Below are 26,710 nucleotides of genomic sequence, written 5' to 3'. Positions count from 1 at the left end.
CGGCGGCGGCGTCAGCAGCGGCGTCGGCAGCGGTGGCGGCGGCGTCGGTCGCGGTGGCGGCGGCGTCGGCGGCGGTGGCGGCCGATTCGGCGGCGGCCGGGGCTTCAGCGGCCTTTTCGGCGGGCTTGGAGCAGGCGGCGGCCGAGAGGGCGGCGACGGCGACGGAGGCGACGAGCAGCTTGCGGAGAATGGTGGAGGTCATGTCCCAGATCCTTAGATTTGATGGTTGAAAGCACCCAAAAGAGGCGCCCCCCTTCGGGAAGGCCCCAACAGGGGGAATATGCCTGGGTTCGCGGTGAGGGCAAGGCTGAGCTTCACCTCAACTTGATCAGGCGAAAAGAAAAGGGCCGCCCTGGAGGACGACCCTTCTTAGAACGCTTGTTCGCTCGAAGCTTAGTGCTTGGCGGCTTCGGCGGCGGCAGCGGCCGGAGCAGCAGCTTCAGCGGCGGCCGGAGCAGCGGCGGCAGCGGCGGCAGCGGCGTCGGCCGGAGCAGCGGCCATGGCGGCGGCGTCGGTCGAGGCGGCGGCGGCGTCGGTCGCGGTGGCGGCGGCGTCGGTCGCGGTGGCGGCGGCGTCGGTCGCTTCAGCAGCGGCGGCGTCGGCCTTTTCAGCGGGCTTGCCGCAGGCGGCGACGGAGATGGCGGCGACGGCGGCGCCGGCGACGAGGAGCTTGCGAAGGAGTTCGGAGGTCATGCTGGTCCCCTAGGAAACGGAGGTGAAGAAGCGCCCGACTCGCCCCCGGATGGGAACGTCGCAAGCGCAAGGAACGAATATGCCGTGGTTCGCGGCGAGGGCAAGGGTTTAATTCACGCTCTCGTGATCACTTTTCGCCCCAGACCCCTCAACACCTTGAAATTCCCCGATTTGGCGATCACGGCCCGCGTGAAGCCTTCTGTGTGGCGAGCCCCGATTCAACGGCTATATGGAGCTTCGGAGGAGAGTTCCCATGGATGTTGCGGTCACGCGCGAGCCTAGCGCGGTGCGGATCAACCTGCCCAGCCGGGGCGGGGAGATGTCGGCGCTGGAGTTCGGGCCGGTCGAACGGCCTGTCGACATCGTCTTCACGCACGCCAATGGCTTCAACGCGCGGGCCTATGCCAGCATCCTTGAGCCCCTGGCCGCCGACTTCCACATCCTGGCCATCGATCAGCGCGGGCACGGCCGTTCGGGCTTGAAGCCTGAGCTCGAGGGCCGCACGTCCTGGTACGGACTGCGTGACGACCTGTTGGCGCTGCTGGAGGCGCTTGACCTCAAGAACGTGGTGCTGGGCGGACATTCCATGGGGGGCACCGCCAGCATCCTGGCGAGCGCCGAGGCGCCGGGGCGGGTAAAGAGCCTGGTGATGTTCGATCCCGTGGTGCTCTCGCCTGAGGCGATCGCCGCCAACAAGGGCGGAGAGCCCATTGAGTCGCCCCTGGTGCAGGGCGCCCTGCGCCGCCGCGCGGTCTTCCCCAGCCATCAGGCCGTGATCGAGGCCTATACCGGTCGCGGCGCCTTCAAGAGTTGGACGCCGGCGATGCTGGCCGACTACGTCGCCGACGGTTTCCGCGCGCGGCCCGACGGTGAGGTGGAGCTGACCTGCGCTCCGGAATGGGAGGCCTCGAACTTCACATCCCAGGCCCACGACACCTGGGACGCCTTCGCCCGGTCCAAGGCCCCGATCACCATTTTCCGCGCCGGGAATGGCTCTACCTGCCGCGTGGAGGGGCATGAGGCGCAACTGACCGCCTCGGGCCGGATCACCCTGGAGACCGTGCCCGGCACGACCCACTTCCTGCCCATGGAACGGCCCGACGTGGTGGCGGCGGCGCTCCGGGCCGCGGCGTCAAAGCCCTAGGCCCGGGGTGAGCTGGGCCCGGTAGATCTCCTGGGCGGCCGGCGGAATGTCGACGACCTTGCGGGCGTCGAGGTCGAAGCTGATCACCACGGCCTCGGCGCTAGCCCAGGCCCGGCCGCTGACGGGATCCACCATCCAGTGCATCACCCGGCGGGTGCGCGCCGCGACCCCGGCGAAGCCTGAGCGCAGTTCGATGGAGTCGCCGGCCCGCGGCCAGTCCAGGTGCAGCACCCGATATTCCAGGACCGCGCCGCCGATGTTCCGGGGCGCCTCGCCGGCGACGGGCTCCGGGCCGGGCCGGGTCTCGCCGAACAGCCGGTTCACGCCGTCCGACACTCGGCCGATGAACATCTCGCCTCGCATGCGCCCGAACACGTCGCACTCCGCCGGCTGGATAACCCCCATGCCGATGCGGGTGAGGTCCAGCTCCAGGGCCTTGGCGTGGCTGGCCATGGGAACCACGGGCGACAGGTCGAGGCCGCGCGCCGCGGCGAAGGCCGGGATCTCGACCTTCAAGGCGTCCGCCGCCTCACGGATACGGGCCGGCCAGGGGAAGGGGCGCAGATCGGTGCTGGTGACGTGGGAGACCACCACCTGGAAGCTGGCGGCGGGTTCCCCCGACAGGTGTCGGATCACCAGCAGCAGGCGGGCGTCGGTTTCGCCCATCTCCACAACACCGCCGGTCATGATCAGGCCGGCTCCCGCGCGCGCCTCGCGCAGGAAGCGGATGTGCTGTTCGCGGACCACCAGGGTGGATTCGGCCCCGGTGGTGAAGGCGCGCGGCATACCCAGCTGCGCGGCCAGTCCGGCGACGCCCTCGAAGGACTTGGCCACCCAGAACCGGACGTTCAGGTGCCCCATCTCATCGCATTCCCAGGTGTTGACCCCGCCGCCCCAGACTTCGATCACGCAACCATCCCTCGCTTGTTGGCGGCGAACTTATGGGAGGCGTCCTGTAACCGACAGGGGGCGGGCGCCGAAATCGTCCCTAAGCTCAAGCTCGTCCGGCAGGCCATCGCCGCCGTAAGGTCCTTGTGCGAAGCTGAAGACCCTCGGGGAAGACCACCACATGCCACCGACGATGAAGGCCCTGGTCTATCGCCACAGCGTGGTCACGCGGCTGACCCACTGGATCAATGTGGTGGCCCTAACCCTGCTGTTGATGAGCGGCCTGCAGATCTTCAACGCCCACCCGGCGCTCTACTGGGGCCAGAAATCCACCTTTGCCGAGCCCTGGGTCGCCATGACCGCTGTCGAGCGCGGCGATGAGATGATCGGCCTGACCAAGGTCGGGCCCCTGACCCTGGAAACTACGGGCCTGTTCGGGTTCTCGGGGAATGAGAAGCGTGGTTTCCCCGCCTGGTCGACGGCGCCCAGCTACCGCAACCTGGCCGACGGCCGACATTGGCACTTCTTCTTCGCCTGGGTCTTTGTGCTCAACGGCCTGGTCTATCTGTCCGCCAACAGCCTGAACGGCCATATCCGCCGTGATTTGCTGCCCACCCGGGACCAACTGGCGCCGCGCCACCTCTGGCATGAGATTCTCGACCATGCGCGGCTGAGGTTCGCCAAGGGCGAGGAGGCCCGCCGCTACAACGCCCTGCAGAAGCTGGCCTATGGCGGCGTCGTGCTGATCGTCCTGCCGCTGATGGTCCTGACAGGCCTGACCATGTCGCCCGCCGTCGATGCGGGTCAGCCCTGGCTGCCGGCGGTGTTCGGGGGGCGGCAGTCGGCGCGGACGATCCACTTCATCTGCGCGGGCCTGATCACCGCCTTCGTCCTGGTCCATGTCGCCATGGTCCTGCTGTCGGGGGTCTGGAACAATCTGCGGTCCATGGTCACCGGCCGCTACGCCATAGACGTCGAGGGAGACGCCCGATGAGCGCCGCCGACACCCGCCGTGGCTGGCTCAAGGGCGCCGCCGCCGGCGCCGCGGGCCTGTGGCTCACCGCCTGCAACAAGGTCAATGACAACCCGCAGGTCCAGGCCACCTTGAAGAGCGCGGAGGGGCTGACGCGCCAGGCCCAGCGCCTGCTGATCAGCCGCAAGGCCTTGGCGCAGGAGTTCACCGAGGCTGACATCAGCTCCGACTTCCGTCCCAACGGCTCCATCAGTCCGGGGGACGCCGAGTACCGCAAGCTGCTGATGGGGGGCTTTGCCGACTACCGGCTGGTGGTGGACGGCCTGGTGGACAAGCCCCTGTCCCTGACCCTCGCCCAGGTTCGCGCCCTCACGTCCCGCACCCAGATCACCCGCCACGACTGCGTCGAGGGCTGGTCCAGCATCGGTAAGTGGAAGGGCGCGCGCCTGGGCCCGCTGCTGGACCTGGCCGGCCTGAAGGCGGACGCCCGCTACATCGTCTTCCACTGCGCCGACAGCCTGGGCGGCGGGGGGGCGAACGGGCGCTACTATGAGAGCATCGACCTGATCGACGCCTACCACCCCCAGACGATCATGGCCTACGAGATGAACGGCGCGGTCCTGCCGGTGGCCCACGGCGCGCCCTTGCGTCTGCGGGTCGAGCGGCAGCTCGGCTACAAGCACGCCAAGTACGTCATGCGCATCGAAGCCGTCGCCGACTTCGCCCACCTGGGGGCCGGCAAGGGCGGGTTCTGGGAAGACCGCGGCTACGAGTGGTACGCCGGAATCTGACGTCGCCTTACCAGGGGGTCCTGGCGGACTGTTCCGCCTCGACCTTGCACATCGCCGCGTCGGGCTTCGCGCCGGTCTTGCGGACGGCCTCCAGTTCCGCACGGACGGCTTCCAGGTCGGCGCGGAAAACGGGATTGCCGCGCCATGTGGCGAGGATCGCCCCGCCATTGAGGCGGCCGGCTTCGATGGCGCTGACGCTGTGGACGCCGCAGACCACGCGGCTTTCGCCGAAGGCGCGCCCGCGCACCAGGATCGGTGTCGCCCGGTCAGGCGCCAGTTCCGCCAGGAACAGGGCCACGGCCCAGCCCCAGGTGGCATGGCCTGAGGGATAGTCGGGGCTGGCGGCCAGGGAATCGCTCTTTGGCGTGCAGATTGCGCCCTCACCGGCGATCAGATAGGGCCGCGGGCGCTTGAAGACGTCCTTGACGCTGGAGACCTGGCGACTGGCGTCGATGCCCATCCTCGACAGCACGGTCATCAGCCTGGGCGTTGCCTCCGGAGACATCTGCACGCCCACCGCGCAGCTGAAGTCCGTCAGCATGGCGCCAGGCAGGGAGGGCACGTCGTTTTGCGCGAGCGCCCAGCGCGGCGATCCCTCCAGGGTGCGGGTCGCCTTGAACACAGCCTGGTCCTGCGCCTCGCGGGCCGAGCCCGTGGCGGGCGCAGGCGGCAGAATCTGGGCTGCGTCGGGCCAGGTCTGGGCGTTGAGATAGCCGGCGGGCAGGGGCCGGGATGTCGGGGCGGGCGCAACGACCGCCGCCGGCTGGGCCAGGGCCATGCCGGCCGCGGCAAGGGCGCCTGTGAGGCTCAGTCCGATCAGTGTACAGCGCATTTTCCACTCCCTTGATCTGTTGGGAGCATCATGCCCACGCCGACCGCTGGCGCAACTGCAAGCCGGATGGGGCTTTCTGACGTGGGTGGACGCAAGATCCTGGGTTAGGGTTCCGGAAACACAAGGCCGACAGCTGGACCCGCTTCCGACCTCAACGCCGCCCTCCGAGGTGGCCAATCCCCGCCGGGAGAAGGCGCCGCGCCAGCTGGCGCTGATGCGGGCCCGCGCCGAACTGTTGCGCTGGCGGGTCGTGCCGCGCGTCCTCAAGCCCGGTCAGCGGCGGTTCAATCCCTGGCTGCCGCTCGTACCTGTGCTGATCGTGCTGTCACCCGCCCTGCTGCTGCTGGCCGGTGTGGCGGTCTTCCTGCCCCGGCCGTTCCGGGTCAACCCGGCGACGGTGATGCTGAACCTTGGCCGCGTCATGATCGCCCTGAGTGATGGCGGCCCGGACCCCGAGGCGCGCCGGGCGCCCGGGATTTCCGACGAGCGGTCCTGACGGCCGTCATCGCTGGCGCGACAACGGCCGCTTCGGCTACGACGCGATCTTCTGGAAAAGCTTGGCCCAGCGGGGCTTCTCGCGGGTCTTCCAGGCGCCGCGGTGCCAGGCGTCCGATGCGATCAGCGGCACCACGGTGCTGGCCTCGGCGAACACCATCTGTTCCCAGGTGACGTCGACCTTGCCCCAGGAGCAGGCCTCCTTGAGCGTCGAGGACGAGCAGGCGCCGTCCCGCACGTCGGCCACCGTGATCTGGATGGCGTACTTGTGCATGTCGACCTCGTGGCCGAGGATTTCGGCGCAGACCACGGTGTCCTGGGCGAAGTTCTTCGGAACCCCGCCGCCCACCATGAACAGGCCGGTGGTGCCGGCCGCGATCTTCACGTCGGTCAGCTCGCGGAAGTCGGCCACGGAATCGATGGTGAGGTAGGGCTTGCCCGCCTTCATGTTCTCCACCTGGTGCTTCACCAGGCCAAAGCCCGCGGAGCTATCGGTGAAGGCCGGGCAGAAGATCGGAATGTCCAGCTCATAGGCCGTCTCGATCAGCGAGCCCTTCTTCTTGGCGTTGCCGTCGGCCAGCCACTTGCCCATCTCCCAGATGAACTCGCGGCTCGAATAGGGGCGGGGCTCCAGCATGTTGCAGAGCTGGAAGATCACGTCGTCGCAGTTCTGGAGCTCTTCCTCGTCGATATAGGTGTCGTAGATGCGGTCGATATAGAGGGCGCGCAGGTCGCGGTCATCAACCGGATCCTGGGGCTTGGACTGGTAGTGCTTGAAGCCCAGGGCCTCGAAGAAATCCATGTCGACGATCGAGGCGCCAGTGGAGACCACGCAGTCGATCAGGCCGAACTTCAGCATGTCGCGATAGATGTGCATGCAGCCGCCGGCGCTGGTGGAGCCGGCCAGCGTCAGCCAGGTGGAGCAGCCCTTGTCTTCCAGCGCCATGGTCAGGATGTCGGCGGCGCGCGCGGTATCGCGGCTGGTGAAGCTCATCTGCCGCATCGAATCGATGATCGGACGGGCGTCGTACTGGTCGATGGCCACATGCTCGACGGTGGTCGAGAGCAGCTCGGCCTTGCGATTGGTGTTTTGAACGTCAGCGTTCATTCTCTTGATCCTCAGGAGTTTGAGCGCCCGTCCGTAAAGAAGGGGCCCAGCCGGGACGGAGCGACCGGCTGGACCATCAACACGTAAACGCGACGGTTATTTCCGCCGACGCTTCTTGCCGCGCGCGCGGGACAGTTTCACGACGTTCTGGATCTCGGACTTCGGCACCGAGATCGAACGCTTGGCCAGGCCGAACATGGAGGCCATGGGGGCGTCGTTGACCTCGATGGTCTCGGCGTCGCCGAACCCGTTGAAGCGGGTGTTCATCGCCACGCCATAGGCGCCCAGCATCCCGATCTCCACATAGTCACCCTCGCGGATGTCTTCCGGCAGCCAGAAGGGGCCGGGCATGTGGTCGAGCGAGTCGCAGGTGGGACCCCAGAAACGGTAGGGCTTGAGCGGGCCTTCGACCTCACGGGCCTCGCCATCCTCATTGCGGATCAGCTTGACCGGAAAGGGCCACTTGGTGTGGGCGGCGTCGAACAGCGAGCCGTAGGAGCCGTCATTGAGATACAGCGCGTCGCCCTTGCGCAGCTCGACCTTGGTGAGGATCGAGGAGCCTTCGGCGACGAGCGCCCGGCCGGGTTCGCACCACAGCTCGGTGGTCTCGTGGACCATCATCTCGGCGAAGCCGCGGTCGATGGAGTCGACATAGTCGGCCAGGTCCGGCGGAACCATGCCGGGATAGACCGACGGGAAGCCACCGCCCACGTCCACCACGTCGGCGAAGACGCCAGCGCGGACAAGAGCGCGGGAGGCCTGGGTCATGGCCGCCTGATAGGCGGTCGGACGCATGCACTGGCTGCCGACGTGGAAGGAGACGCCCATCAAATCCTGCGTCGCCCGCCGGGCGGCGAGCAGCAGGCCCGGCGCCTCGAAGGTGTCGACCCCGAACTTTCCCGACAGGGAATAGGCCGCGCCCTCGGCGGCGACCGCCAGGCGGACGATCAGGTTCAGGTCCTTCGCGCCGCCCGTGGCGTCCATGATCTTGGCCAGCTCCTCGTGCGTATCGAGCGCGAAGGTGCGGACGCCGTGATCGAAATAGGCCTGGGAGATGGCCGAGCGGCTCTTGACCGGATGCATGAAGGCCATGCGCGAGCCCGGCGCGAACTGGCTGACCAGTTCGATCTCCGGGATCGAGGCCACATCGAAGGAGGTCACCCCATTGGCGGCCAGGGTCTCGATGACCCATGGCGAAGGGTTCGCCTTAACTGCGTAGAAGACGTCGCCGCGAAAATTTTCCTGGAACCAGCGCGCCGCCGTGGCCACCGCGTCCGGTCGCGCTATTGCGACAGGACGTTCGGGGGACCGCTGACGGACCAGGTCCAGGGGTGTGTGATACGTGTGCAATTCACGTAACCCCCATTGGATTGTTGAACCTAGCCGGCGTTAGCAGCGCTTTTGAGGACTTCGGGTCCGCCGGAGCGCGGTGAAATAGGGGCATATGACCCCTGTGTAAAGCGGTTTGATTCTGGTGCGGTAAATCACGCGCAAACCCTGACGCGGCCAAGGCTTGCGAGGGGGGCGCGGCGACGGGTTTTGTGACAGTCCCAAAGGCAGGATTTTGCGCGCCGCGGGGTCATTCGCGCGCGCGACGCGCCTGCGACGTAGGGAGGCGTTAACGGACGCTAGACCGGACGGCGGGCGCCGTGTCATGAAGTCGTCGCGACGGACGGCGATGACGCATCTCCGCCCCTTGCCCGCGCCGACCTGGGAAGCTTCCGCATTCATGCCTGACGCCGCCGTTCTGTCCGTACGGAACGCCTCGAAGAGCTTTGGCCCTCGCAAAGCGCTCGACGGCGTGTCCCTCGATGTTTCCCGTGGCGAGATGATCGCCCTGATCGGTCCGTCCGGTTCGGGCAAGTCGACCCTGCTGCGCTCCATCAGCGGCCTGCAGACCATCGACCAGGGCCCCGGCGTCATCGAGGCCTTCGGTGGCCCGGTGCAGTCGGGCGGCAAGATCAGCCGCAAGGTGCGGCAGACCCGCATCCGGGTCGGCTTCATCTTCCAACAGTTCAACCTGGTGGGCCGGCTGACCCTGTTCACCAACGTGGCGCTCGGATCTCTGGGCCGCATCCCCACGCTGCGCGGGACCCTCGGCGCCTGGCCGCAGGAAACCAAGGACGCGGTCATGGCCGCCCTCTCCAGGGTGGGCGTGGCCGACTATGCCGGCCAGCGGGCCAACACTCTTTCCGGCGGTCAGCAGCAGCGCGGAGCTATCGCCCGCGCCCTGGTGCAGAAGGCCAAGATCATCCTGGCCGACGAGCCGGTGGCCTCCCTGGACCCGGTATCGGCGCGCAAGGTCATGGAACTGCTGCGCGACCTCAACGCCACCGACGGCCTCACCGTCGTGGTCACCCTGCACCAGGTCGATTACGCCCTGCGCTACTGCAAGCGGGTCGTGGCCTTGAAGGCCGGCAAGGTGGTCTATGACGGCCCCATCGACGGTCTGGGCCGTGAGCGGCTGATCGACATCTACGGTCCCGAATTCGAAGACGCCTTCTGGGAAGGAGCGCCGAAATGATCCGTCGCCAAGTTCTAACCGCCCTGGCCGCCGCCCTGGCTCTGGCCGCCTGTGGCCAGAAGCCTGTCGAAAAGGCCGCCCCCCCCACCGAACTGACCTTCTCGATCCTGTCGGCCGAGAACCAGGCCTCGATGCAGCCCCTGTGGCAGCCGCTCCTGGACGACATGTCGGCCCAGATCGGCGTCAAGGTGAAGCCCTATTTCGCCACCAACTACACGTCCCTGATCGAGGCCATGCGCTTCAACCAGGTGCAGGTGGGCTGGTTCTCCGCCCTGCCGGCCCTGGAGGCTGTGCGCCGCGCCGATGGCGAGGTGCTGGGCCGGGTGATCGACGCCGGAGGCGCCGATTCCTACACCTCGGTGCTGATCGTGAAGAAGGGCAGCGGCATCACGCTGGAGGACGTGCTGAAGTGCGACAAGCGCTACTCCTTCGGGATCGGCGACGCCAAGTCCACCTCGGGCACGCTGGCCCCCATGACCTACCTGTTCACCCCGCGTGGGATCGAACCCGGCGCCTGTTTCAAGGGGGTGCGCTCGGCCAGCCACCAAACCAACGTCTTCTCCGTCGCCAACGGCGTGCTGGACGTGGCCACGAACAATTCCGTGGGCCTGGTGTTCGCGGCCCGCGAGAACCCCGAGGTCGCCGCCAAGATCGAGGTGATCTGGAATTCGCCGCCGCTGCCGGAATCCTCCATCGTCGCCCGCAAGGATCTCGATCCGGCGATCCGTGAGAAAATACGCCAGTTCTTCCTCACCTATGGGACCGGCACGGGACCGCGCGCCGACAAACAGCGCGAAGTGCTCAAGGGCCTGGCCTATGGCGGCTTCCGCGCGGCCGACGACAGCTATCTCGACCCGATCCGCGAGATGGAGGCTTCCGAGGCTCTGGCCACCGCCAAGCGCGGCGGCGACGCCGCCAAGATCGCCAAGGCCCAGACCGCTTTCGACGAAATCCGCGCCAAGGCCGCACAGCGCCGCGCGGTCAATCCGGACGTCTGATGACCCTTATCGATCCCAAGATGGCGCGCGGTCCCCGGCCTCCGAGCCGCACCCTGGCGGAGCGGGCTCCCGACGTCCTGGTCTGGGGCGGAGTGATCCTGTTCCTGGCCATCAGCTTCGGCCCGGTGGAGATCAACCGCCTGCCCATGCTGTTCTCCAACTCCGAGAACATGCAGCAGTTCGGCCGCGAACTGCTGCGCCCCGACTTCACCAACTGGAAGCTCTACGTCGCTCAGATGTGGCTGACGGTGCAGATCGCGCTGTGGGGCACCTGCCTGGCGGTGTTCCTGGCCATCCCCTTCGGCCTGGTCTGCGCGCGCAACATCTCGCCGGTGTGGCTGCAGCAGCCGATGCGCCTGGCCATGAACCTGCTGCGCTCGGTCCCCGATCTGGTTCTGGGCCTGCTGTTCATCGTGGCCGTCGGCCTGGGGCCTTTCGCCGGCGTCATGGCCCTGGCGCTGAACACCGGCGGCGTCCTGGCCAAGCTGTTCTCCGAGGCCGTGGAATCCATCGATCGCGGTCCCGTCGAGGGCGTGCGTGCCACAGGCGCCACACCCCTGCAGGAAGTGGTCTGGGGGGTCATCCCCCAGGTCGCGCCCCTGTGGAGCTCCTATGCGCTCTACCGGTTTGAATCCAATTCCCGGTCTGCCACGGTGCTGGGCCTGATCGGCGCCGGCGGGATCGGCCAGACACTTTTCGAATCCTTGAATGGATTCAACTATTCCCAGGTCGCGGCCATCGCCATCGTCATCGTCGTGGCGGTCACCCTGATCGACATGCTCAGCCAGACGATCCGCGCTCGCCTCCTGTAGAACGATCCGTCTACAGATCGAGTGTCGCATATCGTCAATCTGAATGTCATCGTTCCGAAGTCTGAGCGTCACATAAGCTTGGCCGGAGCGTCATAGGACCTCGGTAAGCCGCCCCTAGCCTGAAAAGGGCACGGGGATAAGCTCCACAAGGATCCGAAGATATGACGTTCAAGACCTCGCTATGCGCAGGTGTGGCGCTCAGCGTCGCCATGCTGGCGGCCGGCGCCGCCAGCGCTCAGGACACCACGACCGCCTGGAAGGGCGCGCCGCAGTGGACCAACGACACCCTGACCTTCAAGGTCCGCGGCCGCGTCTATGAAGACTTCGTGTCGCAGTCGGTCGACCGCCAGACCGGCGCCGACTTCGACGCCAACGTGACCCGCCTGCGCACCGCCCGCCTGGGCGTCGAGGGCACCTGGAACGCCAACTGGGCCTACAAGGCCGAGGCCACGCTTTCCTCCACCGGCGGCACGACCCAGTGGGAGGACCTGATCCTCGAATACAAGCCCACCGACACGCTCTCGATCATGGCCGGTAACTTCAAGACCGTCGCCCTCGAGAACATCTCCTCCTCGCGCTACATCACCTTCATGGAACGCGGCCCCTATAACGACGTGCTCGACGTCGGGCGGGTCATGAACGTCCAGGTCAAGGCCAATGGCGAAAACTGGACCGCCGCCGTCGCCGTCTCCGGCGACTCGGTGAACAGCGCCGATCCCACCGCCACCGCCACCGGTGGCTCGGAAGTCCTGGGCGTCAACGGCCGGGTGACCTTCACCCCGATCAACGACGACACCCAGAAGCTGCACCTCGGCGCCTGGGCGCGCTATCGCGACCGCCAGGACCAGGCCAACTTCAACTACCAGGCCCGCAACAACACCAACTACGGCGCGCGCTACGTCTCCACCGGCGCGGTGGGCGTCTCCGACCGCATGATCGGGGTCGAGGGCCTCTACATCCACGGGCCGTTCTCGATCCAAGCCGAGTACGCCAAGGCCGATGTCGACCGCCTTGCCGGCGTCTCCAGCGACTTCAGCACCTACTATGTCGCGGGTTCGTTCTTCGTCACCGGCGACATGCGCAACCTGGACGTCAAGAAGGGTGAATTGGGCCGCACCAAGATCCTGAACCCCGTCACCAGCGGCGGCTTCGGCGCTCTGGAACTGGCCGTGCGTTACGACAACGTCGACCTGACCAACTTCAAGATCCCAGCCACGGCTGGCGAGTACACCGCCTGGACCGTGGGCGCCAACTGGTACCCCCACCCCTACGTCCGCTTCATGGCCAACTACAGCAAGTCCAAGAACGACAACGTCGCCCTCGGCGCCGATGTCGACGTGGACACCCTGCAGTTCCGGGCTCAGTTCGACTTCTAAGGCATCCCCTCGCGGGGCGGCCCCAGGGTCGCCCCGCATCCCCATTCGGAGATATCTCCCGTGAAGATCACCATGGCTAAGAAAGCCCTCCTGGCCTGCGCCGCCGCCTCCGCGACGCTGGCCTTCGGCGCCCCGGCCTTTGCCGCGCGCGACTATGTCTGGGCGGCCGGTTCCTCCACCGTCTTCCCCTTCTCCACCCGCGTGGCGGAGAACTACGCCAAGAAGACCGGCAAGAAGTCCCCCAAGATCGAGAGCCTCGGCACCGGCGGCGGCATCAAGCTGTTCTGCGGCGGCGTGGGCGACGCCTTCCCTGACATCGCCAACGCCTCGCGTCCGATGAAGAAGTCTGAGTTCGACGCCTGCGCCGCCAAGGGCGTCAAGGACATCGTCCAGATCAAGATCGGCTTCGACGGAATCGTTGTGGCCACCGACAAGGACGGCGCCGACTACAACTTCAAGACCGAGCACCTCTATCTTGGCCTCGCGGCCAACGTGCTGCGCCAGGGCAAGTTCGTGAAGAACCCCTACACGACCTGGGACGAGATCGGCGCCGGCCTGCCCGGCAACCGCATCCAGGTCTACGGCCCGCCGCCCACCTCCGGCACCCGGGACGCCTGGGTCGAGCTGGCCATCGAAGCCGGCGCGCGCAAGTATCCCACCGCCGACGAACTGCGCTCGAACAACGAGAAGAAGTTCAAGGAACTCGTCGATCCGATGCGCAAGGACGGCTGGATCGACGCCGGTGAAAACGACAACGCCATCGTCGGCACCCTGACCAAGACGCCGGGTTCCCTGGGCGTGTTCGGCTGGTCCTATCTCGAAGAGAACATGGACAAGATCAAGGGCGCCAGCGTCAACGGCGTGAAACCCTCGGCCGGCTCGATCTCCGACGGCTCCTATCCCCTGGCCCGCTCGCTCTACATCTATGTGAAGAAGTCGCACATCGGGGTGACGCAGGGTCTCCAGGATTACCTCAACGAGTTCGTCTCCGACGCCGCCACCGGGCGCGGCGGCTACCTGCAGAGCCGCGGCCTGATCCCGCTGCCCGCCGGCCAGCACGACGGCCAGAAGGCTGCCGCCCAGAAGCTGACTCCCATGGCGCGCCCGGCCTCCTGAGCCCCCTCAAGCCGGCACGCCTAAGAGCGCCGCGGTCCTCTCCGGACCGCGGCGTTTTCTATTGGGATCAGGCCGCCTCGGGCCTGCGCCGCCGCACCCGCGCCAACCTCCGCAGCCGGCGCCAGAACCTCGTCTTCTCAGGCTCGGGATAGGGCTGCAGATTGCGGACGAAATCCTCTGCGCAGGCGCGCCACGAAAAGCCTTCAGCAAAGGCGCGGACCTGCTTGCGGTCCAGCTTCAGGGCCTCCAGGCAGGCTTCACGCAGGCCCTCGGTGGCGCTGCCCGCCAGGACGCCGGCATTGCTGCCCGGGATGATGTCGATGGGGCCGGGCGCCGGATAGGCCGCCACCGGCGTGCCTGTTGCCATGGCCTCCAGGATCACCAGGCCGAAGGTGTCGGTGAGCGAGGGGAAGACGAAGACGTCGGCGCAGGCGAAGTGGGCGGCCAATTCGTCGCCCATCCTGAAGCCGCGGAACACCACCTCCGGGTACTTGGCCTTCAGCTCCTCGGTCTGGGGGCCGTCGCCCACCACCACCTTGGTGCCGGGCAGATCAAGGCCCAGGAAGGCCTCGATGTTCTTCTCCACCGCCACCCGGCCCACCGACAGGAAGACCGGTCGCGCCAGGCCCTCATAGACGTCGCACTCCTCTGGCGTCCGGGGGCGGAAGGCCTCGGTGTCGACGCCGCGGGACCAGGCGGTGATGTTGCGGAAGCCGTGATGCTCCAGTTCGTCGCGCATGGTCGGCGTGGCCACCATCAGACGGCCTGACGGCTTGTGGAACCACTTCATGTAGGCGTAGCCGGCGGCGAGCGGCAGCGGCAGGCGGGCCGAGACATATTCGGGGAAGCGGGTGTGATAGCTGGTGGTGAAGGGCAGCTTCCACTCCACGCAGATGCGCCGCGCCGCCAGGCCGAGCGGGCCTTCTGTGGCGATATGGATGGCCTCGGGCTCGAAGGCCTTGAACCGCTCCTGAACCGGCTCGTAGGTGCCGACCGCCACCTTGATCTCGGCATAGGTCGGCAGGGGGAAGGTCTTGAACTGGTCGGGGCTGATAACCTCGACCGAGTGGCCCATCTCCCGCATCTCCTTGATGACGCGGGTGAGGGTGCGGACCACGCCGTTGACCTGGGGCTCCCAGGCGTCGGTCACCACCATGATGCGCATGGGTTTGAGGCTGTCGCGCGGGGCGATGATGGCGTCGCGGACTCGGGTTCGGGAGGGCCGGGCCGGTGTCAACGCCTGAGTCTGCAGCCAGGCCCAGAAGGCGCCCATCAGGGCTTCGCGGGTGGGGAAGTGGCGATAGACCGTGCGTTCGCCCACCTTCGCCTCAGCGGCGATCTCGGCGAAGCTCAGCTCCTCCAAGCCGCCGGACTCCAGGCGCGTGGCCACGGCGCGCAGGATCTGGTCGTGGGTCTCGGCCTTCTGGCGATCGCGCAGGTTGGAGACGTATCGCGTGGGGGGCATGGTCATGACAGCGGCACTGTCGTCAGTTCGGTGAGGCTGTCAAGAAAACGCGGTTACGCGGCGACCGCGGGCGCGGGCGCGGGCACGAGCACGGGCATTTTCCGATCAATGGCCGACCAGGAGCGGATCTTGGCCCACTCCAGAATTTCCAGGCGCCCGTCGCTATGTTCCACGAGGGCGGTGCAGCTCTCCACCCAGTCGCCGTCGTTGATATAGGCGATCCCATCGATGTCGCGCATCTCGGCCTTGTGGATGTGGCCGCAGATCACGCCGTCCACCCCGCGCCGCCGGGCCTCATCGGCGACGGCGGCCTCGAAGTTCTCCACGAACTGCAGGGCGTTCTTCACGCGGGTCTTCACGTAGGCCGAGAGGCTCCAATAGCCGAAGCCCATACGACGGCGGGCGCGGTTGAACAGGGTGTTGAGGGCGATCAGCGCCCGATAGGCATAGTCGCCGACGAAGGCCAGCCAGCGGGCATGCTGCACCACGCCGTCGAACTCATCGCCGTGCGTCACGAGGAAGCGCGGGCCGTCGGCGGTCTCATGGATCACGTCCCGCGCCACCACCACACCGCCGAAGTGGACGCCGATGAATTCCCGGGCGCCCTCGTCATGATTGCCGGGGACATAGGTGACGTTCACGCCCTTGCGGGCCATGCGCAAAACCTTCTGAACCACGTCGTTGTGGCTCTGGGGCCAGTGCCAGCCCGAGCGTAGCTTCCAGCCGTCGATGATGTCGCCCACCAGGAAGAGGTTGTCGCATTCCACGTGGCGGATGAAATCGAGCAGCAGCTCCGCCTGACACCCCTTGGTCCCGAGGTGGACATCGGAAATGAACACTGTGCGATAACGTCGGATTCCGAATTCGGACATCAGGGGCCTCTTGGCGAGCAACCAACGCCTGCCGGTTAGGCTGATTGCATGTCATTCTCATGAAACCGATCGTGCCCCTTTCGAAGCGGGGCCTTTCGGGGTAAGGGATTCCCAGGCCGACCCTCCCCAGGTCACCCCAAAATCAGGTCCCGATGGACGCCCGTACCTATCCTGCGAAGGAGACGCCGAAGTCTCGGCGCACCCGAGCACGCATCCTCGACGCCGCCATGCGGCTGTTCGCCGACGTCGGCTATCACGCCGCCACGAACGCCATGATCGCGGACGCCGCGAACCTGACGCGTGGCGCGATGCTCTACCATTTTGCCAGCCGGGAAGAGTTGGTGGAGGCCGCCGTCACCTACATCGAGGTGGAGCGCGCCAGGCTTTTCGAACAGGCCGCCTCGGCGCCCGCCGCCCCCGGAATCGACGCCTCAGAACACGCCATCGACGCCTACTGGGCGTTGCTGCACGAAATACCGTTCGTGGCCTTCGCCGAGTTGGAGACCGCCGCCCGTACCGAGTCCATGCTGCGGATTCGGCTGGCCGCCGCCCAAAGCGCCTTCGACCGCGCCCAGGTGGGCGATCGGTTCCTGGCCCTGGCCCAGGCCGGAGAAGATCCCCGGTTCCAGACCAGCCGTGACCTTGGTCGCTTCCTGCTGGAGGGCCTGGCCAAGGGGGCGATGACCTATGACGAGCCGGCCCGCAAGGAGCGGCTGCTCACCGTGGTCAAGCGCGCCGTGCGGGTGTTGAACCGCAAGGGTGATGTTCAGGAACTGTGGCCCGACTAGAGCATGATCGTTTTAGACGGAACCGCGTAGCGGTCCCGGCTGAAGCGTGAATCATGCTGTCGCATATATCTGGAGCCTGACTCACCGCATCGGTGGAACCGCCAAGCGGTTCCTCCTCAACGGATCAGGCTCTAGACGAAGGCTAAAGGGTCGCGAGCAGGCCCACAAAGGCGATCACCTTGATCGCCAGGTACCAAAAGACGGCGTTCAGGCCCAGGAAGCCCGCGATCAGGGCTATCCTATAGAGACTCGGTCGCCGGCCCATGGGGCCCAGGGAGGCTGCGGCCATTTTCGTTTCCTCTGCTGCTGCCTTTGGTTCGGGGGGAGGCAGCTTGGCTTGAGTGTTGCACCGATTCATTGAAGACGAACCGGTGACGAAGTGTCGCCCCTTCAACGCAGGTTCGAAACAAAAAGTTTCACTTGGCCCTGGTGGTCGCCACCCAGAGATCGATGCGGTTGTCCAGCAGGTCGAGGGGCAGGGGCCCCGCCAGCAGGACAGCGTCGTGGAAGCTGCGGATGTCGAACCGATCACCGAGTTTGGCCTGGGCGCGGGTCCTCAACTGGACGATCTTCATCTCGCCCACCTTGTAGGCCAGTGCCTGGCCCGGCCAGGACACGTAGCGGGCCAGCTCCACCTCGATGTTGAGCGGCGACAGCGCGGTGTTGTCGGTGAAGCAGGCCCGCGCTTCATCCAGGCTCCAGCCCTTCCAATGGATACCGGTGTCGGCCACCAGCCGGCAGGCGCGCCACATCTCGTAGGACAGCCGGCCGAACCGCTCATAGGGGTCCTGGTAGACGCCCATCTCACCCCCCAGCTTCTCGGCATAGAGGCCCCAGCCCTCGGTGAAGGCGGTGACCCCTGCGTTGCGGCGGAAGGCAGGCACGCCCTGCAGTTCCTGGGATAGCGCGATCTGCAGATGATGGCCCGGGACCGCCTCGTGCAGGGTGAGCGCCGGCAGTTCGTAGAGCGGCCGCTGGTCCAGCTTGGCGGTGTTGACCATGTAGCCGCCGGCGACGCCCTGGGCCGGGCTGCCGGAGAAGTAGCGGCCGGTGGTGTAGTTGGCCTCGACGTCGGTGGGCACGGGGCGAACGCCATAGGTCAGGCGGGGCAGGGTGGCGAACCAGCCGGGCAGCTTGTCGTCGATCCGCTTGGCGATTCGCGAAGCCTTCTCCAGCAGGTCCTCCCGCGAGGTCGCATAGAACCTGGGATCGGACCTCAGCATGGCGAGGAAGGCCCTGAAGTCACCCTTGAAGCCGGTCTCCGCGATCACCCCGGCCATCTCCGCCCGAATGCGCGCCACCTCGGCCAGGCCCGCGGCGTGGATCTCGTCGGGCGTCAGCGTCGTGGTCGTGTGGTCCGACGCCAGCCAGCCATAATAGCGCTCTCCGTCCGGCAGGCTGCGGGCCGCCAGGGATTTGCGGCTGGCAGGCAGGTATTCCGTCTCCAGGAAGGCCACGAAGTCGCGCTGCGCCGGCCGCACCCTGTCCCGCACGATCGCTGCGGCCTGCGCCCGTAGCGCGGCTTGCTCCGAGGCGGGGATCGACGCTGGCAGAGCCTGGAGCGGGTTCAGCAGGACGTCGGTCTCCACCGGCGCGGCGAGCATCTCCTTCGCGCGGGCCAGGACCTGATCGTTGGTGCTGCGGGGTTGGGTGAAGCCCGATGTCACCCCGCGCCGGGCGTTGGCGATGTTGGCGGCGTAATAGGCCGGGATGGTGTTCAGCCGGTCGATCCAGGCCCGCGCATCGGCCGCCGAGCGGACCGGCGTGGTGGCGGCCAGGTAGCCCAGGGTCGCGTGGAAGCCGCCGTCGGAATTGAACGGCATGCGGGCCTCGTCGAAGGCCAGGCTGCGCATCTGCCGGTCGAGGGTCCAGGCCAGGAAGGCGCGGTTCAATCGGGCGTCCTCCGACAGGCCGGTGACGTCGATGGTCGCCAGCCGCGCCTGGAACGTCTTCAGGGCCTTGGTCCGCGCCGCGTCTGCGGTCGGCGACACGTCGGGCAGACGCGACAGGGCCGCGCGGTCGCCTTCGCCGCCGGCGGTGATCGGATCGTCGGCCAGGGCATAGGCTTCGTAGTCGGCCACCAGGGTGTTCAGCGGCTTGTCATCGGCCAGGGCAGGCCCTGCGAACAGCAGCAGGGCCAGGGCAAGCAGCAGGCGGCGCATGGGGATCATCCTTCCGACAGGCGGCCAAGCTGGCGCCAGGGGCTGCGCCTGCCAAGCCCTTGCCGCACGCCCGCGATCCGCGTCATGGTCGAGGCGCTGTTCAGGTCAGGGGACCCTCATGAGCTTCGTTACGCGCCGAAAGGCGATCGCCCCGGAACGGCATGCCGATGACGGCCATCACCGTCTGAAGGCCACCTTGAGCTGGCCCCATCTGATGGCGCTGGGGATCGGGGCCATCATTGGCACCGGCATCTACACCCTGACGGGGGTGGCGGCGGGCCTCGCCGGCCCGGCGGTGATCCTGTCTTTCGCGGTGGCCGGCGCCGTCTGCGCCTGCGCGGCGCTCTGCTACGCCGAGATGGCCAGCCTCATGCCGCATGCGGGCAGCGCCTATGCCTATTCCTACACGACCCTGGGCGAAGGCGTGGCCTGGGTGATCGGCTGGAGCCTGATCCTGGAATACACCCTGGTCTGCAGCGCGGTGGCCGTCGGCTGGTCGGGATATGCCGCCGGCCTCATCGAACAGGCCAACTGGGCGATCCCCAAGGCCCTGCTGGAAGGCCCCGAGACCGGCGGGCTGGTGAACCTGCCGGCGGTCCTCATCACCCTGGTGGTCACCGCGATGCTGCTGGTGGGCACCCGCGAGAGCGCCACGGTGAACTTCGTCCTGGTCTGCGTGAAGCTCGTGGCGCTGGCGGTCTTCGTGGCCCTGACCCTGCCGCACTTCGACGCCAGCCACTTCACCCCCTTCGCCCCCTTCGGCTACGGGGGTGAGGAGATCGACGGCAAGAAGTTCGGGGTGATGGGCGCAGCCGCCATCATCTTCTTCGCATTCTACGGCTTCGACGCCATCTCGACGGCGGCGGAGGAGGCCAAGAACCCGGGCCGCGACCTGACCATCGGCATCGTCGGATCCATGCTGATCTGCACCCTGATCTACATGGTGGTTGCCGCCGCCGCCCTGGGCGCCTCGCCCTATGACGTCTTCTCCAAGGATCCGGCCCCGCTGGCCTTCGTGCTGAAGGAGATCGGCCAGGGTCAGGCCGCCGCCTGGGTGGCGGGGGCGGCGGTGATCGCCATGCCGACGGTGATCATGGTCTTCATGTTCGGCCAGAGCCGGGTGTTCTTCGCCATGGCCCGCGACGGTCTGCTGCCCCGCTGGCTGGCGACGGTGACCCCGCGCGGGGTGCCCAACCGCGTGACCATCCTGACCGGGGTGATCGCCGCGGTGATCGCCGGCGTCATGCCGCTGTCGGAGATCGCGTCCCTGGCCAATGCCGGGACGCTCGCGGCGTTCATCGCCACGATCATCGCGGTCCTGGTGCTGCGCCGATCGGCCCCGGCCCTGGCGCGGACCTTCAGGACCCCGCTGGTCTGGTTGATCGGTCCGGCCGGGGTGCTGGGCTGCGTCTATCTGTTCACCAGCCTGTCGGCCAAGACCATGGTCTTCTTCGCCGTCTGGAATGTGATCGGCGTCCTGGCCTATCTGCTGTACGGGCGGGTGAAGAGCCGCTTGGCGCAAGCGTGACAGCCGAAAGTGGACGCCGGTTTCGGCGCCCGTCACGCGCCAAGATATAGAGTCTATTCAGCGGGCTCGTCGAAGCCCTGCGGCCGGTCGGCGAGTTGGCGCAGGTACTGGCCGTATTCGCTCTTGGCCAGCCGGTCCGCGAGCTTCAGGAGCTGGGGCCGGTCGATCCAGCCCTGGTGGAAGGCGATCTCCTCCAGGCAGCCGATGCGCAGGCCCTGGCGCTGCTCGAAGGTGCGGATCAGTTCGCCGGCCTGGATCAGGCTGTCGTGGGTGCCCGCGTCTTCCCAGGCAAAGCCCCGACCCAGCAGCTCGACGTGCAGGTCGCCCTCATCGAGATAGATCTGGTTGAGGGCGGTGATCTCCAGCTCGCCGCGTGCTGACCGCTCCAGCGTCTTGGCGAAGGTCGAGGCGCGGCCGTCATAGAAGTAGAGGCCGGTGACCGCATAGTTGGACTTCGGATGGGTGGGCTTCTCCTCGATGCCCAGGGCCCGTCCGTCGGGGCCCAGCTCCACCACGCCGTAGCGCTCGGGGTCCTGCACCGTGTAGCCAAATACCGTGGCGCCCTGGGTGCGGGCGTCGGCGGAGCGCAGCATCTGGCTGAAGTTCTGGCCGAAGAAGATGTTGTCGCCCAGGATCATCACGCTGGGCTCGCCGCCCACGAAGTCCTCGCCCAGGATATAGGCCTCGGCCAGGCCGCCCGGGGTGGGCTGGACGACGTATTCGAACCGAACCCCGATCTGTGAGCCGTCGCCGAGCAGGCGCTGGAAGCCGGCCTGGTCCTCGGGCGTGGTGATGATCAGGATTTCGCGCACGCCGGCCAGCAGCAGGACCGACAGCGGATAATAGATCATCGGCTTGTCGTAGACCGGCAGCAGCTGCTTGGAGACCGCGAGCGTCAGCGGGTGCAGACGCGTGCCCGAGCCGCCGGCCAGGATGATGCCGCGTCTCATGCTTGCACCGAGGCTGTGTTCAGATCTTCGATGGTGTCCTCCAGCGCCTCGCGCCACGGCCGCAGGGTCAGACCAAAGACGCCCTGGAGCTTCACCGTGTCCAGTTCGCAATTCAACGCCCGCCGCGCCGGGGTCGGGAAGGCGCTGGTGGGCACCGGCTGCATGGCCGGCAGGGGTTGGCCGGGACGGGCCAGTTCGAAGATCGCCTGGGCCATCTCGAAACGGGTGGCGACCCCGTCATTGACCAGGTGCAGCAGGCCCCATTCCGGCGCGCCGGCCGGCAGGCGCGACAGGCGCTGGGCCTGGCTGAGCATGAAGCCCGCCACGTCGCCGCTGGCGGTGGGCCGGGCGCGCTGGTCGTCCACCACCTTCAGCAGGGGCTGGGTTTCGGCCAGTTTCAGCATCATCTGCAGGAAATTCTGACCGAACGCCGAGAACAGCCAGGAAACCCTCGCCACCAGGGCGCGGTCGCAGTGCTCCAGCACCGCCTGCTCGCCCGCCAGCTTGGAGGCGCCATAGACGTGCAGCGGGTTGGTGGCGTCGGTCTCGACATAGGCGCCGGCCTTCTCGCCGTCGAACACCATGTCGGTGGAGATGTGGATCAGCGGCACGCCGCGCGCCTGGCAGGCCCGGGCCATGGCCTCGGGACCCCTGGCGTTCACGGCATAGGCCAGGTCGGCTTCGCTCTCGGCCCTATCCACGGCGGCATAGGCCGTGGCATTGAACACCAGGTCGATATCGGCCGTCTCGCCAATGGCGCGGGCCACGGCGTCGGCGTCGGTGACATCGACCTCGGCGCGCGACAGCGCCTTGATCGCCACGCCGCCGCTGGAACGGAGCAGCATCTCCCGGGCCAGCTGCCCGGTGGCGCCGAACTGCAGGATCGTCGTGGTCATGCCTTGGCAAGACCCAGGCGCTCGGACTCAAAGCCGCGCTCGCGGATGGCTTCCCACCAGGCGCGGTTCTCGACGTACCAGCGGACGGTGTCCTCCAGGCCGGCGGCGAGATCGGTCTTCGGCGTCCAGCCCAGTTCCGCTGACAGTTTCGAGGCGTCGATGGAGTAGCGGAAGTCGTGGCCAGGGCGATCGGCGACGAAGCTGATCCGCTCGGCATGCGGGACATTGGCCGGGGCCAGCTTGTCCAGGTGGGCGCAAAGGATCTTGATGACTTCGAGATTGCGCAGGTTCGAGTCGCCGCCCACGCAGTAGGTCTCTCCCAGACGGCCCTTCTGCAGCACGGTCAGCAGGGCGTCGGCATGGTCGTCCACGTGCAGCCAGTCGCGCACCTGGCGGCCGTCGCCATAGACCGGGATGGTCTTGCCCTCCATGGCGCGCAGCACCACGGTGGGGATCAGCTTTTCCGGAAACTGGAAGGGTCCGTAGTTGTTGGCGCAGTTGGTGATCACCACCGGCAGGCCGAAGGTGCGGCTCCAGGCGCGTACCAGATGGTCGGCGCCGGCCTTGCTGGCCGAATAGGGCGAGTTCGGATCGTAGGGTGTTTCTTCGGTGAAGGCGCCGCTTTCCCCCAGGGCCCCGAACACCTCGTCGGTGGAGACGTGGTGGAACCGGAACGCAGCCTTCCTGTCCGGGGCCAGGCTCAGCCAATAGGCTCGGGCGGCCTCCAACAGGACAGCGGTGCCCATGACATTCGTCCGCACGAAGTCCAGCGGTCCGTCGATGGCGCGGTCGTTATGGCTCTCGGCGGCCAGGTGCATCACCGCGTCGGGCTGGTGTTTGGCGAAGATCGCCTTCACGGCCGGGGCGTCGCAGATGTCGGCCTCTTCGAAGGCATAGAGCGGCGAGGCCGAGACCTCGGCCACGTTCTCCAGATTGGCCGAGTAGGCCAGGACGTCGAGGTTGACCACCTCATGGCCGTCAGCCACGGCCCGTCTCACGACCGCCGACCCGATGAACCCGGCGCCGCCCGTAACAAGGATTTTCATGGAGTCTTTCGTAAGCGATGGCGGCGGTCTTGCCACGTCAATTCCCGCAGAGATTGCCTCTAGCAGGAGATCGCGTCCGGCTCAATTCGTGTGACCCGTGGCGCTTTTTCACAAGGGCCGCGCTTGAGGCGCCGAGTTGTGGCGCCTACAGTCCCTCCAACTCGCTCCCTCGCATTTTCGGGGATCACGCCGCGCCCCCGCATTTTCGGGGACCAGTCGAAGGCGGGCGGCGCGTCTCGCGCCATTGGGGATGGCTGTGGTTTCGAGTTCAGACGATGGGCCGGTTGCGGCCCCCACCGGAGGGCCTCGGCCCGGCTTTCCGCCTCGCGGCCCGGGTGGCCCGGGCGGGCGCTTCGGCGGCCGGGACCTGACCACCGGCCCCATCGGCCCGACCCTGATCGCCTTCGCCCTGCCGGTGATGGGCTCAAATATCCTGCAGTCCCTGAACGGCACGGCCAACGCCATCTGGGTCAGCCACGTCCTGGGAGAGGCGGCACTGACCGCCACCTCCAACGCCAACATCATCTTCTTCCTGATGCTGGGGGCGGCCTTCGGGGTCAGCATGTCGGCCAACCTGCTGATCGGCCAGTCGGTGGGCGCCGGCGACCTGCCGATGGTCAAGCGGGTGATCGGCACCGCCGTCACCTTCTTCCTCGTGCTGTCGATCGGGGTGGGGGTGAGCGGCTACGTCTTCACCCCGGCCATCCTGCACGCCATGGGCACCCCGGCGGACGCCGTCCAGGACGCGATCACCTATCTGCGGGTGATCTTCCTGGCCATGCCGTTCATGTACTTCTTCTCCTTCGTCATGATGGCGCAGCGCGGGGCGGGCGACAGCCGCACGCCCTTCTATTTCTCGCTGCTCGCGGTCGGGATGGACGTCATCCTCAACCCCATCCTGATCACCGGCTTCGGACCCGCGCCCCGCATGGGGATCGCCGGATCGGCCATGGCCACCCTGACCAGCCAGACCATCACCCTGGGGATTATCCTAGTCTATCTCTACCGCACCAACTCGGTGCTGGTGCTGCGCCGTGACGAGTGGAAGCTGCTCAAGCCCGAATGGGAGATCCTCAAGACCATCGTGGTCAAGGGCATGCCCATGGCCTTCCAGATGCTGGTGATCTCGGGCTCGGCGGTGCTGATGATCAGCATGGTCAACACCTATGGCTCCAGCACGGCCGCGGCCTATGGGGCGGCGACCCAGCTCTGGACCTATGTGCAGATGCCGGCCATGGCGCTCGGCGCCGCGGTCTCCTCCATGGCCGCCCAGAACGTCGGCGCGGGCAGAATGGACCGGGTGGACAAGATCGCCGGTATCGGCTCGCTCTACGCCGCCTTGCTCAGCGCCGGCCCGGTGGTGGTGATCTACCTGATCGAGCCGGTCATCCTGCACCTGTTCCTCCCGATGGGCAGCCCGTCACACCCCATCGCCATGCGTATCAACATGTTCGCCCTCTGGGGTTTCATTCCCTTCGGCGTGTCCTTCGTGCTGTCGGGGATCGTGCGGGCCACGGGATCGGTCTGGCCGCCCCTGTTCGCCATGATCATCTCGATGTGGATCGTCCGCGTGCCCTTCGCCCACCTGCTGATGCCCTATATCGGCGCCGACGCCATCTGGTGGAGCTTCCCCATGGGCAGCATCACCTCCTGCATCCTGGCCGCGGCCTGGTTCCGCTGGGGTCCGTGGCGCAACGCCCGCCTGATGAAGTTCAGCCCGCACGGCGATGCGCCCTCCACCGGCCTCAGCCCGCCCGGAGGGCTGGAGGAGAGCGAGGCCTCCGAAGCGGTGGCCGAGGCCGGCCAGCCGCTCGCCCCCTCGAAGGCTTAGGGTTCGACCAGAGCCGAATAGACCAGGGTCCGCAATTCGCGGCGGATCGGGTAGGCGCTGGAGGGCAGGACCTGGGTCATGAACACCACCTGGATGTCCTCCACCGGATCGACCCAGAAGGCCGTCGAGGCCGCGCCGCCCCAATAGTACTCGCCGGGGCTGGAGGTCAGCATGGCCTTCACCGGATCGAAGGTGACCGCGAACCCGAGGCCAAAGCCGACCCCGGCGTTGGTGGCCTCCGAGAACAGCGAGCGCGACAGGTCGGTCAGGTCCTGGCCGCCAGGCAGGTGGTTGGACGCCATCAGCTTCAGGGTCTTGGGCGCCAGCAGCCGCTGGCCGTCCAGCACCCCGCCGTTCGCGAGCATCCGACAAAACGCCATGTAGTCCTTGGCCGTCGACACCAGGCCGCCGCCGCCGGAGTGGAAGCTAGGGGTGGTGAGGTAGGGGCTGGTGTCCGGATCGTCCTGTAGCGCCAGGCCGCCGGTGGGCGTGGCGTTGTAGCAGGCGGCGAAGCGAGGCTTCTGGTCCTCGCGCACCTGGAAGCCGGTGTCGGTCATCTTCAGCGGATCGAAGATGCGGGTCTGCAGGAAGGTCTGAAATGGCAGGCCGGAGATGCGCTCCACCAGGACGCCCAGGACGTCCGTGGCGATCGAATAGTTCCAGGCCTCGCCCGGCGAAAACTCCAGGGGCAGCTTGGCCAGTTCGGCGACGAAGCCGTCGAAGTCCGGACCATGGGTGTCGGCGATCTTCAGCTTGCGATAGGCGGCGTCCACATTGCCGCGGTTCTGGAAGCCGTAGGTCAGGCCCGAGGTGTGGCGCAGCAGGTCCACCATCTGCATCGGGCGTGTCGGCGGGGTGGTCATGAACTGCGGTGTGATCCCGGCGGCGAAGACGCCCAGGTTCTTCCATTCCGGAATGAACCGGCTGACCGGATCGTCCAGGGCCACCAGGCCTTCCTCCACCAGCATCATGAAGGCGACACTCGTGACCGGCTTGGTCATGGAATAGATGCGGAACAGGGTGTCGGTGGCCACCGCCTTGCCGCGCTCGCGGTCGGCCTGGCCCAGCAGGGTTTCGTGCACCAGTTCGCCGCGGCGGCTGATCTGCACCTGGGCGCAGGGGAGGCGGCCCGGCTCGATGTAGCGGGCCTGCAGGAAGGCGTCGAGCTTGCCGAGGCGTTCGCTGGAGAAGCCGAGTTTTTCGGGCCGGGTCATGGGCGGGTCCTTTATGCGGGGTGCGTACGCACCGTGCGCGAAGCGGCGGCTGGGTTTCAACAGCAAGTTCGCCGAACCTCGCCATCAGACCAGGAGGGCGCCGCCAAGAATTTCGTGTGTTTGACGCAAAGGCGACGTTGCGTAAGCCGAACAGGCGTTTGATAATGGGAACCAGACCGGAGGCCTAAGGGCCTGTCGCGTCGCGGAT

26 protein-coding genes and 1 pseudogene are annotated in these 26,710 nt (G+C 67.1%); 12 read left to right on the top strand and 15 right to left on the bottom strand.

Features of this window, described 5'->3' with window-relative positions:
- Together Q7J39_RS20835 and Q7J39_RS20830 are read right to left on the bottom strand one after the other, a co-directional pair.
- On the bottom strand, positions 1-202 hold a 202-nt coding region (locus tag Q7J39_RS20835), incomplete at its 3' end, for a hypothetical protein (RefSeq protein ID WP_304830116.1).
- A gap of 191 nt (positions 203-393) precedes the next feature.
- Complete coding sequence (locus Q7J39_RS20830) at positions 394-693, bottom strand: hypothetical protein (protein ID WP_304830114.1); 300 nt, start codon at positions 691-693, stop codon at positions 394-396.
- A gap of 253 nt (positions 694-946) precedes the next feature.
- Here Q7J39_RS20830 and Q7J39_RS20825 point away from each other — a divergent pair, with 253 nt between their 5' ends.
- On the top strand, positions 947-1,837 hold the full coding sequence (locus Q7J39_RS20825; protein WP_304830111.1) for an alpha/beta fold hydrolase: 891 nt from the start codon (positions 947-949) through the stop codon (positions 1,835-1,837).
- Here the strand turns inward: Q7J39_RS20825 and Q7J39_RS20820 are convergent.
- Positions 1,826-2,746, bottom strand: a complete 921-nt coding sequence (locus Q7J39_RS20820) for a thioesterase family protein (RefSeq protein WP_370690127.1) — start codon at positions 2,744-2,746, stop codon at positions 1,826-1,828. The genes Q7J39_RS20825 and Q7J39_RS20820 overlap by 12 nt on opposite strands.
- A gap of 160 nt (positions 2,747-2,906) precedes the next feature.
- Here Q7J39_RS20820 and Q7J39_RS20815 point away from each other — a divergent pair, with 160 nt between their 5' ends.
- Positions 2,907-3,719 (top strand): cytochrome b/b6 domain-containing protein, encoded by an 813-nt coding sequence (locus tag Q7J39_RS20815; RefSeq protein ID WP_304830107.1) that lies wholly within the window; start codon positions 2,907-2,909, stop codon positions 3,717-3,719.
- Positions 3,716-4,489: a molybdopterin-binding protein gene (locus tag Q7J39_RS20810; RefSeq protein ID WP_304830105.1), complete on the top strand. Its 774-nt coding sequence runs from the start codon at positions 3,716-3,718 to the stop codon at positions 4,487-4,489. Before Q7J39_RS20815 ends, Q7J39_RS20810 begins: the two co-directional genes overlap by 4 nt.
- 7 nt (positions 4,490-4,496) lie before the next feature.
- Here the strand turns inward: Q7J39_RS20810 and Q7J39_RS20805 are convergent, their stop codons facing one another.
- Positions 4,497-5,321: a phosphatase PAP2 family protein gene (locus Q7J39_RS20805; protein ID WP_304830102.1), complete on the bottom strand. Its 825-nt coding sequence runs from the start codon at positions 5,319-5,321 to the stop codon at positions 4,497-4,499.
- Between the two features lie 169 nt (positions 5,322-5,490).
- On the opposite strand from Q7J39_RS20805, the gene Q7J39_RS20800 reads away from it, so the two are divergent.
- Positions 5,491-5,817, top strand: coding sequence for a hypothetical protein (locus Q7J39_RS20800; RefSeq protein ID WP_304830099.1), 327 nt, complete (start codon positions 5,491-5,493; stop codon positions 5,815-5,817).
- 36 nt (positions 5,818-5,853) lie between these two features.
- Here Q7J39_RS20800 and Q7J39_RS20795 read toward each other — a convergent pair whose 3' ends face one another.
- Together Q7J39_RS20795 and Q7J39_RS20790 are read right to left on the bottom strand one after the other, a co-directional pair.
- The gene (locus tag Q7J39_RS20795; protein WP_304830096.1) at positions 5,854-6,924 is read right to left on the bottom strand and encodes a deoxyhypusine synthase; all 1,071 of its coding nucleotides are present in this window, start codon (positions 6,922-6,924) and stop codon (positions 5,854-5,856) included.
- Between the two features lie 96 nt (positions 6,925-7,020).
- Positions 7,021-8,274: a type III PLP-dependent enzyme gene (locus tag Q7J39_RS20790; protein ID WP_304830094.1), complete on the bottom strand. Its 1,254-nt coding sequence runs from the start codon at positions 8,272-8,274 to the stop codon at positions 7,021-7,023.
- A gap of 379 nt (positions 8,275-8,653) precedes the next feature.
- Between Q7J39_RS20790 and phnC the strand changes: the two genes are divergently transcribed.
- From phnC to Q7J39_RS20765, 5 genes are all read left to right on the top strand, one after another.
- Positions 8,654-9,448, top strand: coding sequence for a phosphonate ABC transporter ATP-binding protein (gene phnC, locus Q7J39_RS20785; protein WP_304830091.1), 795 nt, complete (start codon positions 8,654-8,656; stop codon positions 9,446-9,448).
- Positions 9,445-10,446, top strand: a complete 1,002-nt coding sequence (gene phnD, locus Q7J39_RS20780) for a phosphate/phosphite/phosphonate ABC transporter substrate-binding protein (RefSeq protein WP_304830088.1) — start codon at positions 9,445-9,447, stop codon at positions 10,444-10,446. Before phnC ends, phnD begins: the two co-directional genes overlap by 4 nt.
- Entirely contained in the window at positions 10,446-11,258 is an 813-nt protein-coding gene (gene phnE, locus Q7J39_RS20775) for a phosphonate ABC transporter, permease protein PhnE (protein ID WP_304830085.1), read from the top strand. The genes phnD and phnE overlap by 1 nt, the downstream gene beginning before the upstream one ends.
- 161 nt (positions 11,259-11,419) lie before the next feature.
- Positions 11,420-12,634, top strand: a complete 1,215-nt coding sequence (locus Q7J39_RS20770; protein WP_304830083.1) for an OprO/OprP family phosphate-selective porin — start codon at positions 11,420-11,422, stop codon at positions 12,632-12,634.
- 72 nt (positions 12,635-12,706) lie between these two features.
- Entirely contained in the window at positions 12,707-13,750 is a 1,044-nt protein-coding gene (locus Q7J39_RS20765) for a substrate-binding domain-containing protein (RefSeq protein ID WP_304830079.1), read from the top strand.
- A gap of 67 nt (positions 13,751-13,817) precedes the next feature.
- Here the strand turns inward: Q7J39_RS20765 and Q7J39_RS20760 are convergent, their stop codons facing one another.
- The 3 genes and pseudogenes from Q7J39_RS20760 to Q7J39_RS20750 form a co-directional block, all read right to left on the bottom strand.
- On the bottom strand, positions 13,818-14,915 hold the full coding sequence (locus Q7J39_RS20760) for a glycosyltransferase family 1 protein (RefSeq protein WP_304830131.1): 1,098 nt from the start codon (positions 14,913-14,915) through the stop codon (positions 13,818-13,820).
- Positions 14,916-15,026: 111 nt separating this feature from the next.
- A pseudogene (locus Q7J39_RS20755) lies at positions 15,027-15,215 on the bottom strand (TetR/AcrR family transcriptional regulator); the annotation flags it as partial.
- Between the two features lie 53 nt (positions 15,216-15,268).
- Positions 15,269-16,090: a UDP-2,3-diacylglucosamine diphosphatase gene (locus tag Q7J39_RS20750; RefSeq protein WP_370690130.1), complete on the bottom strand. Its 822-nt coding sequence runs from the start codon at positions 16,088-16,090 to the stop codon at positions 15,269-15,271.
- 149 nt (positions 16,091-16,239) lie between these two features.
- On the opposite strand from Q7J39_RS20750, the gene Q7J39_RS20745 reads away from it, so the two are divergent.
- On the top strand, positions 16,240-16,875 hold the full coding sequence (locus tag Q7J39_RS20745) for a TetR/AcrR family transcriptional regulator (RefSeq protein ID WP_304830072.1): 636 nt from the start codon (positions 16,240-16,242) through the stop codon (positions 16,873-16,875).
- Positions 16,876-17,017: 142 nt separating this feature from the next.
- Here the strand turns inward: Q7J39_RS20745 and Q7J39_RS20740 are convergent, their stop codons facing one another.
- Together Q7J39_RS20740 and Q7J39_RS20735 are read right to left on the bottom strand one after the other, a co-directional pair.
- Positions 17,018-17,164, bottom strand: a complete 147-nt coding sequence (locus tag Q7J39_RS20740; RefSeq protein ID WP_304830069.1) for a hypothetical protein — start codon at positions 17,162-17,164, stop codon at positions 17,018-17,020.
- Positions 17,165-17,291: 127 nt separating this feature from the next.
- Complete coding sequence (locus Q7J39_RS20735) at positions 17,292-19,037, bottom strand: DUF885 family protein (RefSeq protein ID WP_304830066.1); 1,746 nt, start codon at positions 19,035-19,037, stop codon at positions 17,292-17,294.
- Positions 19,038-19,155: 118 nt separating this feature from the next.
- On the opposite strand from Q7J39_RS20735, the gene Q7J39_RS20730 reads away from it, so the two are divergent.
- Positions 19,156-20,565, top strand: coding sequence for an amino acid permease (locus Q7J39_RS20730; protein WP_304830063.1), 1,410 nt, complete (start codon positions 19,156-19,158; stop codon positions 20,563-20,565).
- A gap of 53 nt (positions 20,566-20,618) precedes the next feature.
- Here the strand turns inward: Q7J39_RS20730 and rfbA are convergent, their stop codons facing one another.
- From rfbA to rfbB, 3 genes are read right to left on the bottom strand one after another with little or no spacing between them, the layout of a single operon-like run.
- Positions 20,619-21,515, bottom strand: a complete 897-nt coding sequence (rfbA, locus tag Q7J39_RS20725) for a glucose-1-phosphate thymidylyltransferase RfbA (protein WP_304830059.1) — start codon at positions 21,513-21,515, stop codon at positions 20,619-20,621.
- Positions 21,512-22,411: a dTDP-4-dehydrorhamnose reductase gene (gene rfbD / locus Q7J39_RS20720; protein WP_304830055.1), complete on the bottom strand. Its 900-nt coding sequence runs from the start codon at positions 22,409-22,411 to the stop codon at positions 21,512-21,514. The genes rfbA and rfbD overlap by 4 nt, the downstream gene beginning before the upstream one ends.
- Complete coding sequence (gene rfbB, locus Q7J39_RS20715) at positions 22,408-23,457, bottom strand: dTDP-glucose 4,6-dehydratase (protein ID WP_304830051.1); 1,050 nt, start codon at positions 23,455-23,457, stop codon at positions 22,408-22,410. Before rfbB ends, rfbD begins: the two co-directional genes overlap by 4 nt.
- Before the next feature lie 256 nt (positions 23,458-23,713).
- Between rfbB and Q7J39_RS20710 the strand changes: the two genes are divergently transcribed.
- Complete coding sequence (locus Q7J39_RS20710) at positions 23,714-25,288, top strand: MATE family efflux transporter (protein WP_304830048.1); 1,575 nt, start codon at positions 23,714-23,716, stop codon at positions 25,286-25,288.
- Here Q7J39_RS20710 and Q7J39_RS20705 read toward each other — a convergent pair.
- Positions 25,285-26,502: a serine hydrolase gene (locus Q7J39_RS20705; protein ID WP_304830045.1), complete on the bottom strand. Its 1,218-nt coding sequence runs from the start codon at positions 26,500-26,502 to the stop codon at positions 25,285-25,287. The genes Q7J39_RS20710 and Q7J39_RS20705 overlap by 4 nt on opposite strands.
- Between the last annotated feature and the right edge of the window lie 208 nt (positions 26,503-26,710).

The sequence above is a fragment of the Phenylobacterium sp. genome, assembly GCF_030651185.1.
Classification (GTDB): domain Bacteria; phylum Pseudomonadota; class Alphaproteobacteria; order Caulobacterales; family Caulobacteraceae; genus Phenylobacterium.
This window is presented reverse-complemented; position numbering and strand designations above follow the sequence as displayed.

Coding starts and splice junctions, on each gene's coding strand:
- Q7J39_RS20735 (WP_304830066.1), bottom strand. CDS start 19,037: ATGCGCCGCCTGCTGCTTGCCCTGGCCCTGCTGCTGTTCGCAGGGCCT.
- rfbB (WP_304830051.1), bottom strand. CDS start 23,457: ATGAAAATCCTTGTTACGGGCGGCGCCGGGTTCATCGGGTCGGCGGTC.
- Q7J39_RS20815 (WP_304830107.1), top strand. CDS start 2,907: ATGCCACCGACGATGAAGGCCCTGGTCTATCGCCACAGCGTGGTCACG.
- Q7J39_RS20825 (WP_304830111.1), top strand. CDS start 947: ATGGATGTTGCGGTCACGCGCGAGCCTAGCGCGGTGCGGATCAACCTG.
- Q7J39_RS20705 (WP_304830045.1), bottom strand. CDS start 26,502: ATGACCCGGCCCGAAAAACTCGGCTTCTCCAGCGAACGCCTCGGCAAG.
- Q7J39_RS20765 (WP_304830079.1), top strand. CDS start 12,707: ATGGCTAAGAAAGCCCTCCTGGCCTGCGCCGCCGCCTCCGCGACGCTG.
- phnC (WP_304830091.1), top strand. CDS start 8,654: ATGCCTGACGCCGCCGTTCTGTCCGTACGGAACGCCTCGAAGAGCTTT.
- Q7J39_RS20745 (WP_304830072.1), top strand. CDS start 16,240: ATGGACGCCCGTACCTATCCTGCGAAGGAGACGCCGAAGTCTCGGCGC.
- Q7J39_RS20740 (WP_304830069.1), bottom strand. CDS start 17,164: ATGGCCGCAGCCTCCCTGGGCCCCATGGGCCGGCGACCGAGTCTCTAT.
- phnE (WP_304830085.1), top strand. CDS start 10,446: ATGACCCTTATCGATCCCAAGATGGCGCGCGGTCCCCGGCCTCCGAGC.
- phnD (WP_304830088.1), top strand. CDS start 9,445: ATGATCCGTCGCCAAGTTCTAACCGCCCTGGCCGCCGCCCTGGCTCTG.
- Q7J39_RS20805 (WP_304830102.1), bottom strand. CDS start 5,321: ATGCGCTGTACACTGATCGGACTGAGCCTCACAGGCGCCCTTGCCGCG.
- Q7J39_RS20770 (WP_304830083.1), top strand. CDS start 11,420: ATGACGTTCAAGACCTCGCTATGCGCAGGTGTGGCGCTCAGCGTCGCC.
- Q7J39_RS20760 (WP_304830131.1), bottom strand. CDS start 14,915: ATGCGCATCATGGTGGTGACCGACGCCTGGGAGCCCCAGGTCAACGGC.
- rfbD (WP_304830055.1), bottom strand. CDS start 22,411: ATGACCACGACGATCCTGCAGTTCGGCGCCACCGGGCAGCTGGCCCGG.
- Q7J39_RS20810 (WP_304830105.1), top strand. CDS start 3,716: ATGAGCGCCGCCGACACCCGCCGTGGCTGGCTCAAGGGCGCCGCCGCC.
- rfbA (WP_304830059.1), bottom strand. CDS start 21,515: ATGAGACGCGGCATCATCCTGGCCGGCGGCTCGGGCACGCGTCTGCAC.
- Q7J39_RS20730 (WP_304830063.1), top strand. CDS start 19,156: ATGAGCTTCGTTACGCGCCGAAAGGCGATCGCCCCGGAACGGCATGCC.
- Q7J39_RS20795 (WP_304830096.1), bottom strand. CDS start 6,924: ATGAACGCTGACGTTCAAAACACCAATCGCAAGGCCGAGCTGCTCTCG.
- Q7J39_RS20830 (WP_304830114.1), bottom strand. CDS start 693: ATGACCTCCGAACTCCTTCGCAAGCTCCTCGTCGCCGGCGCCGCCGTC.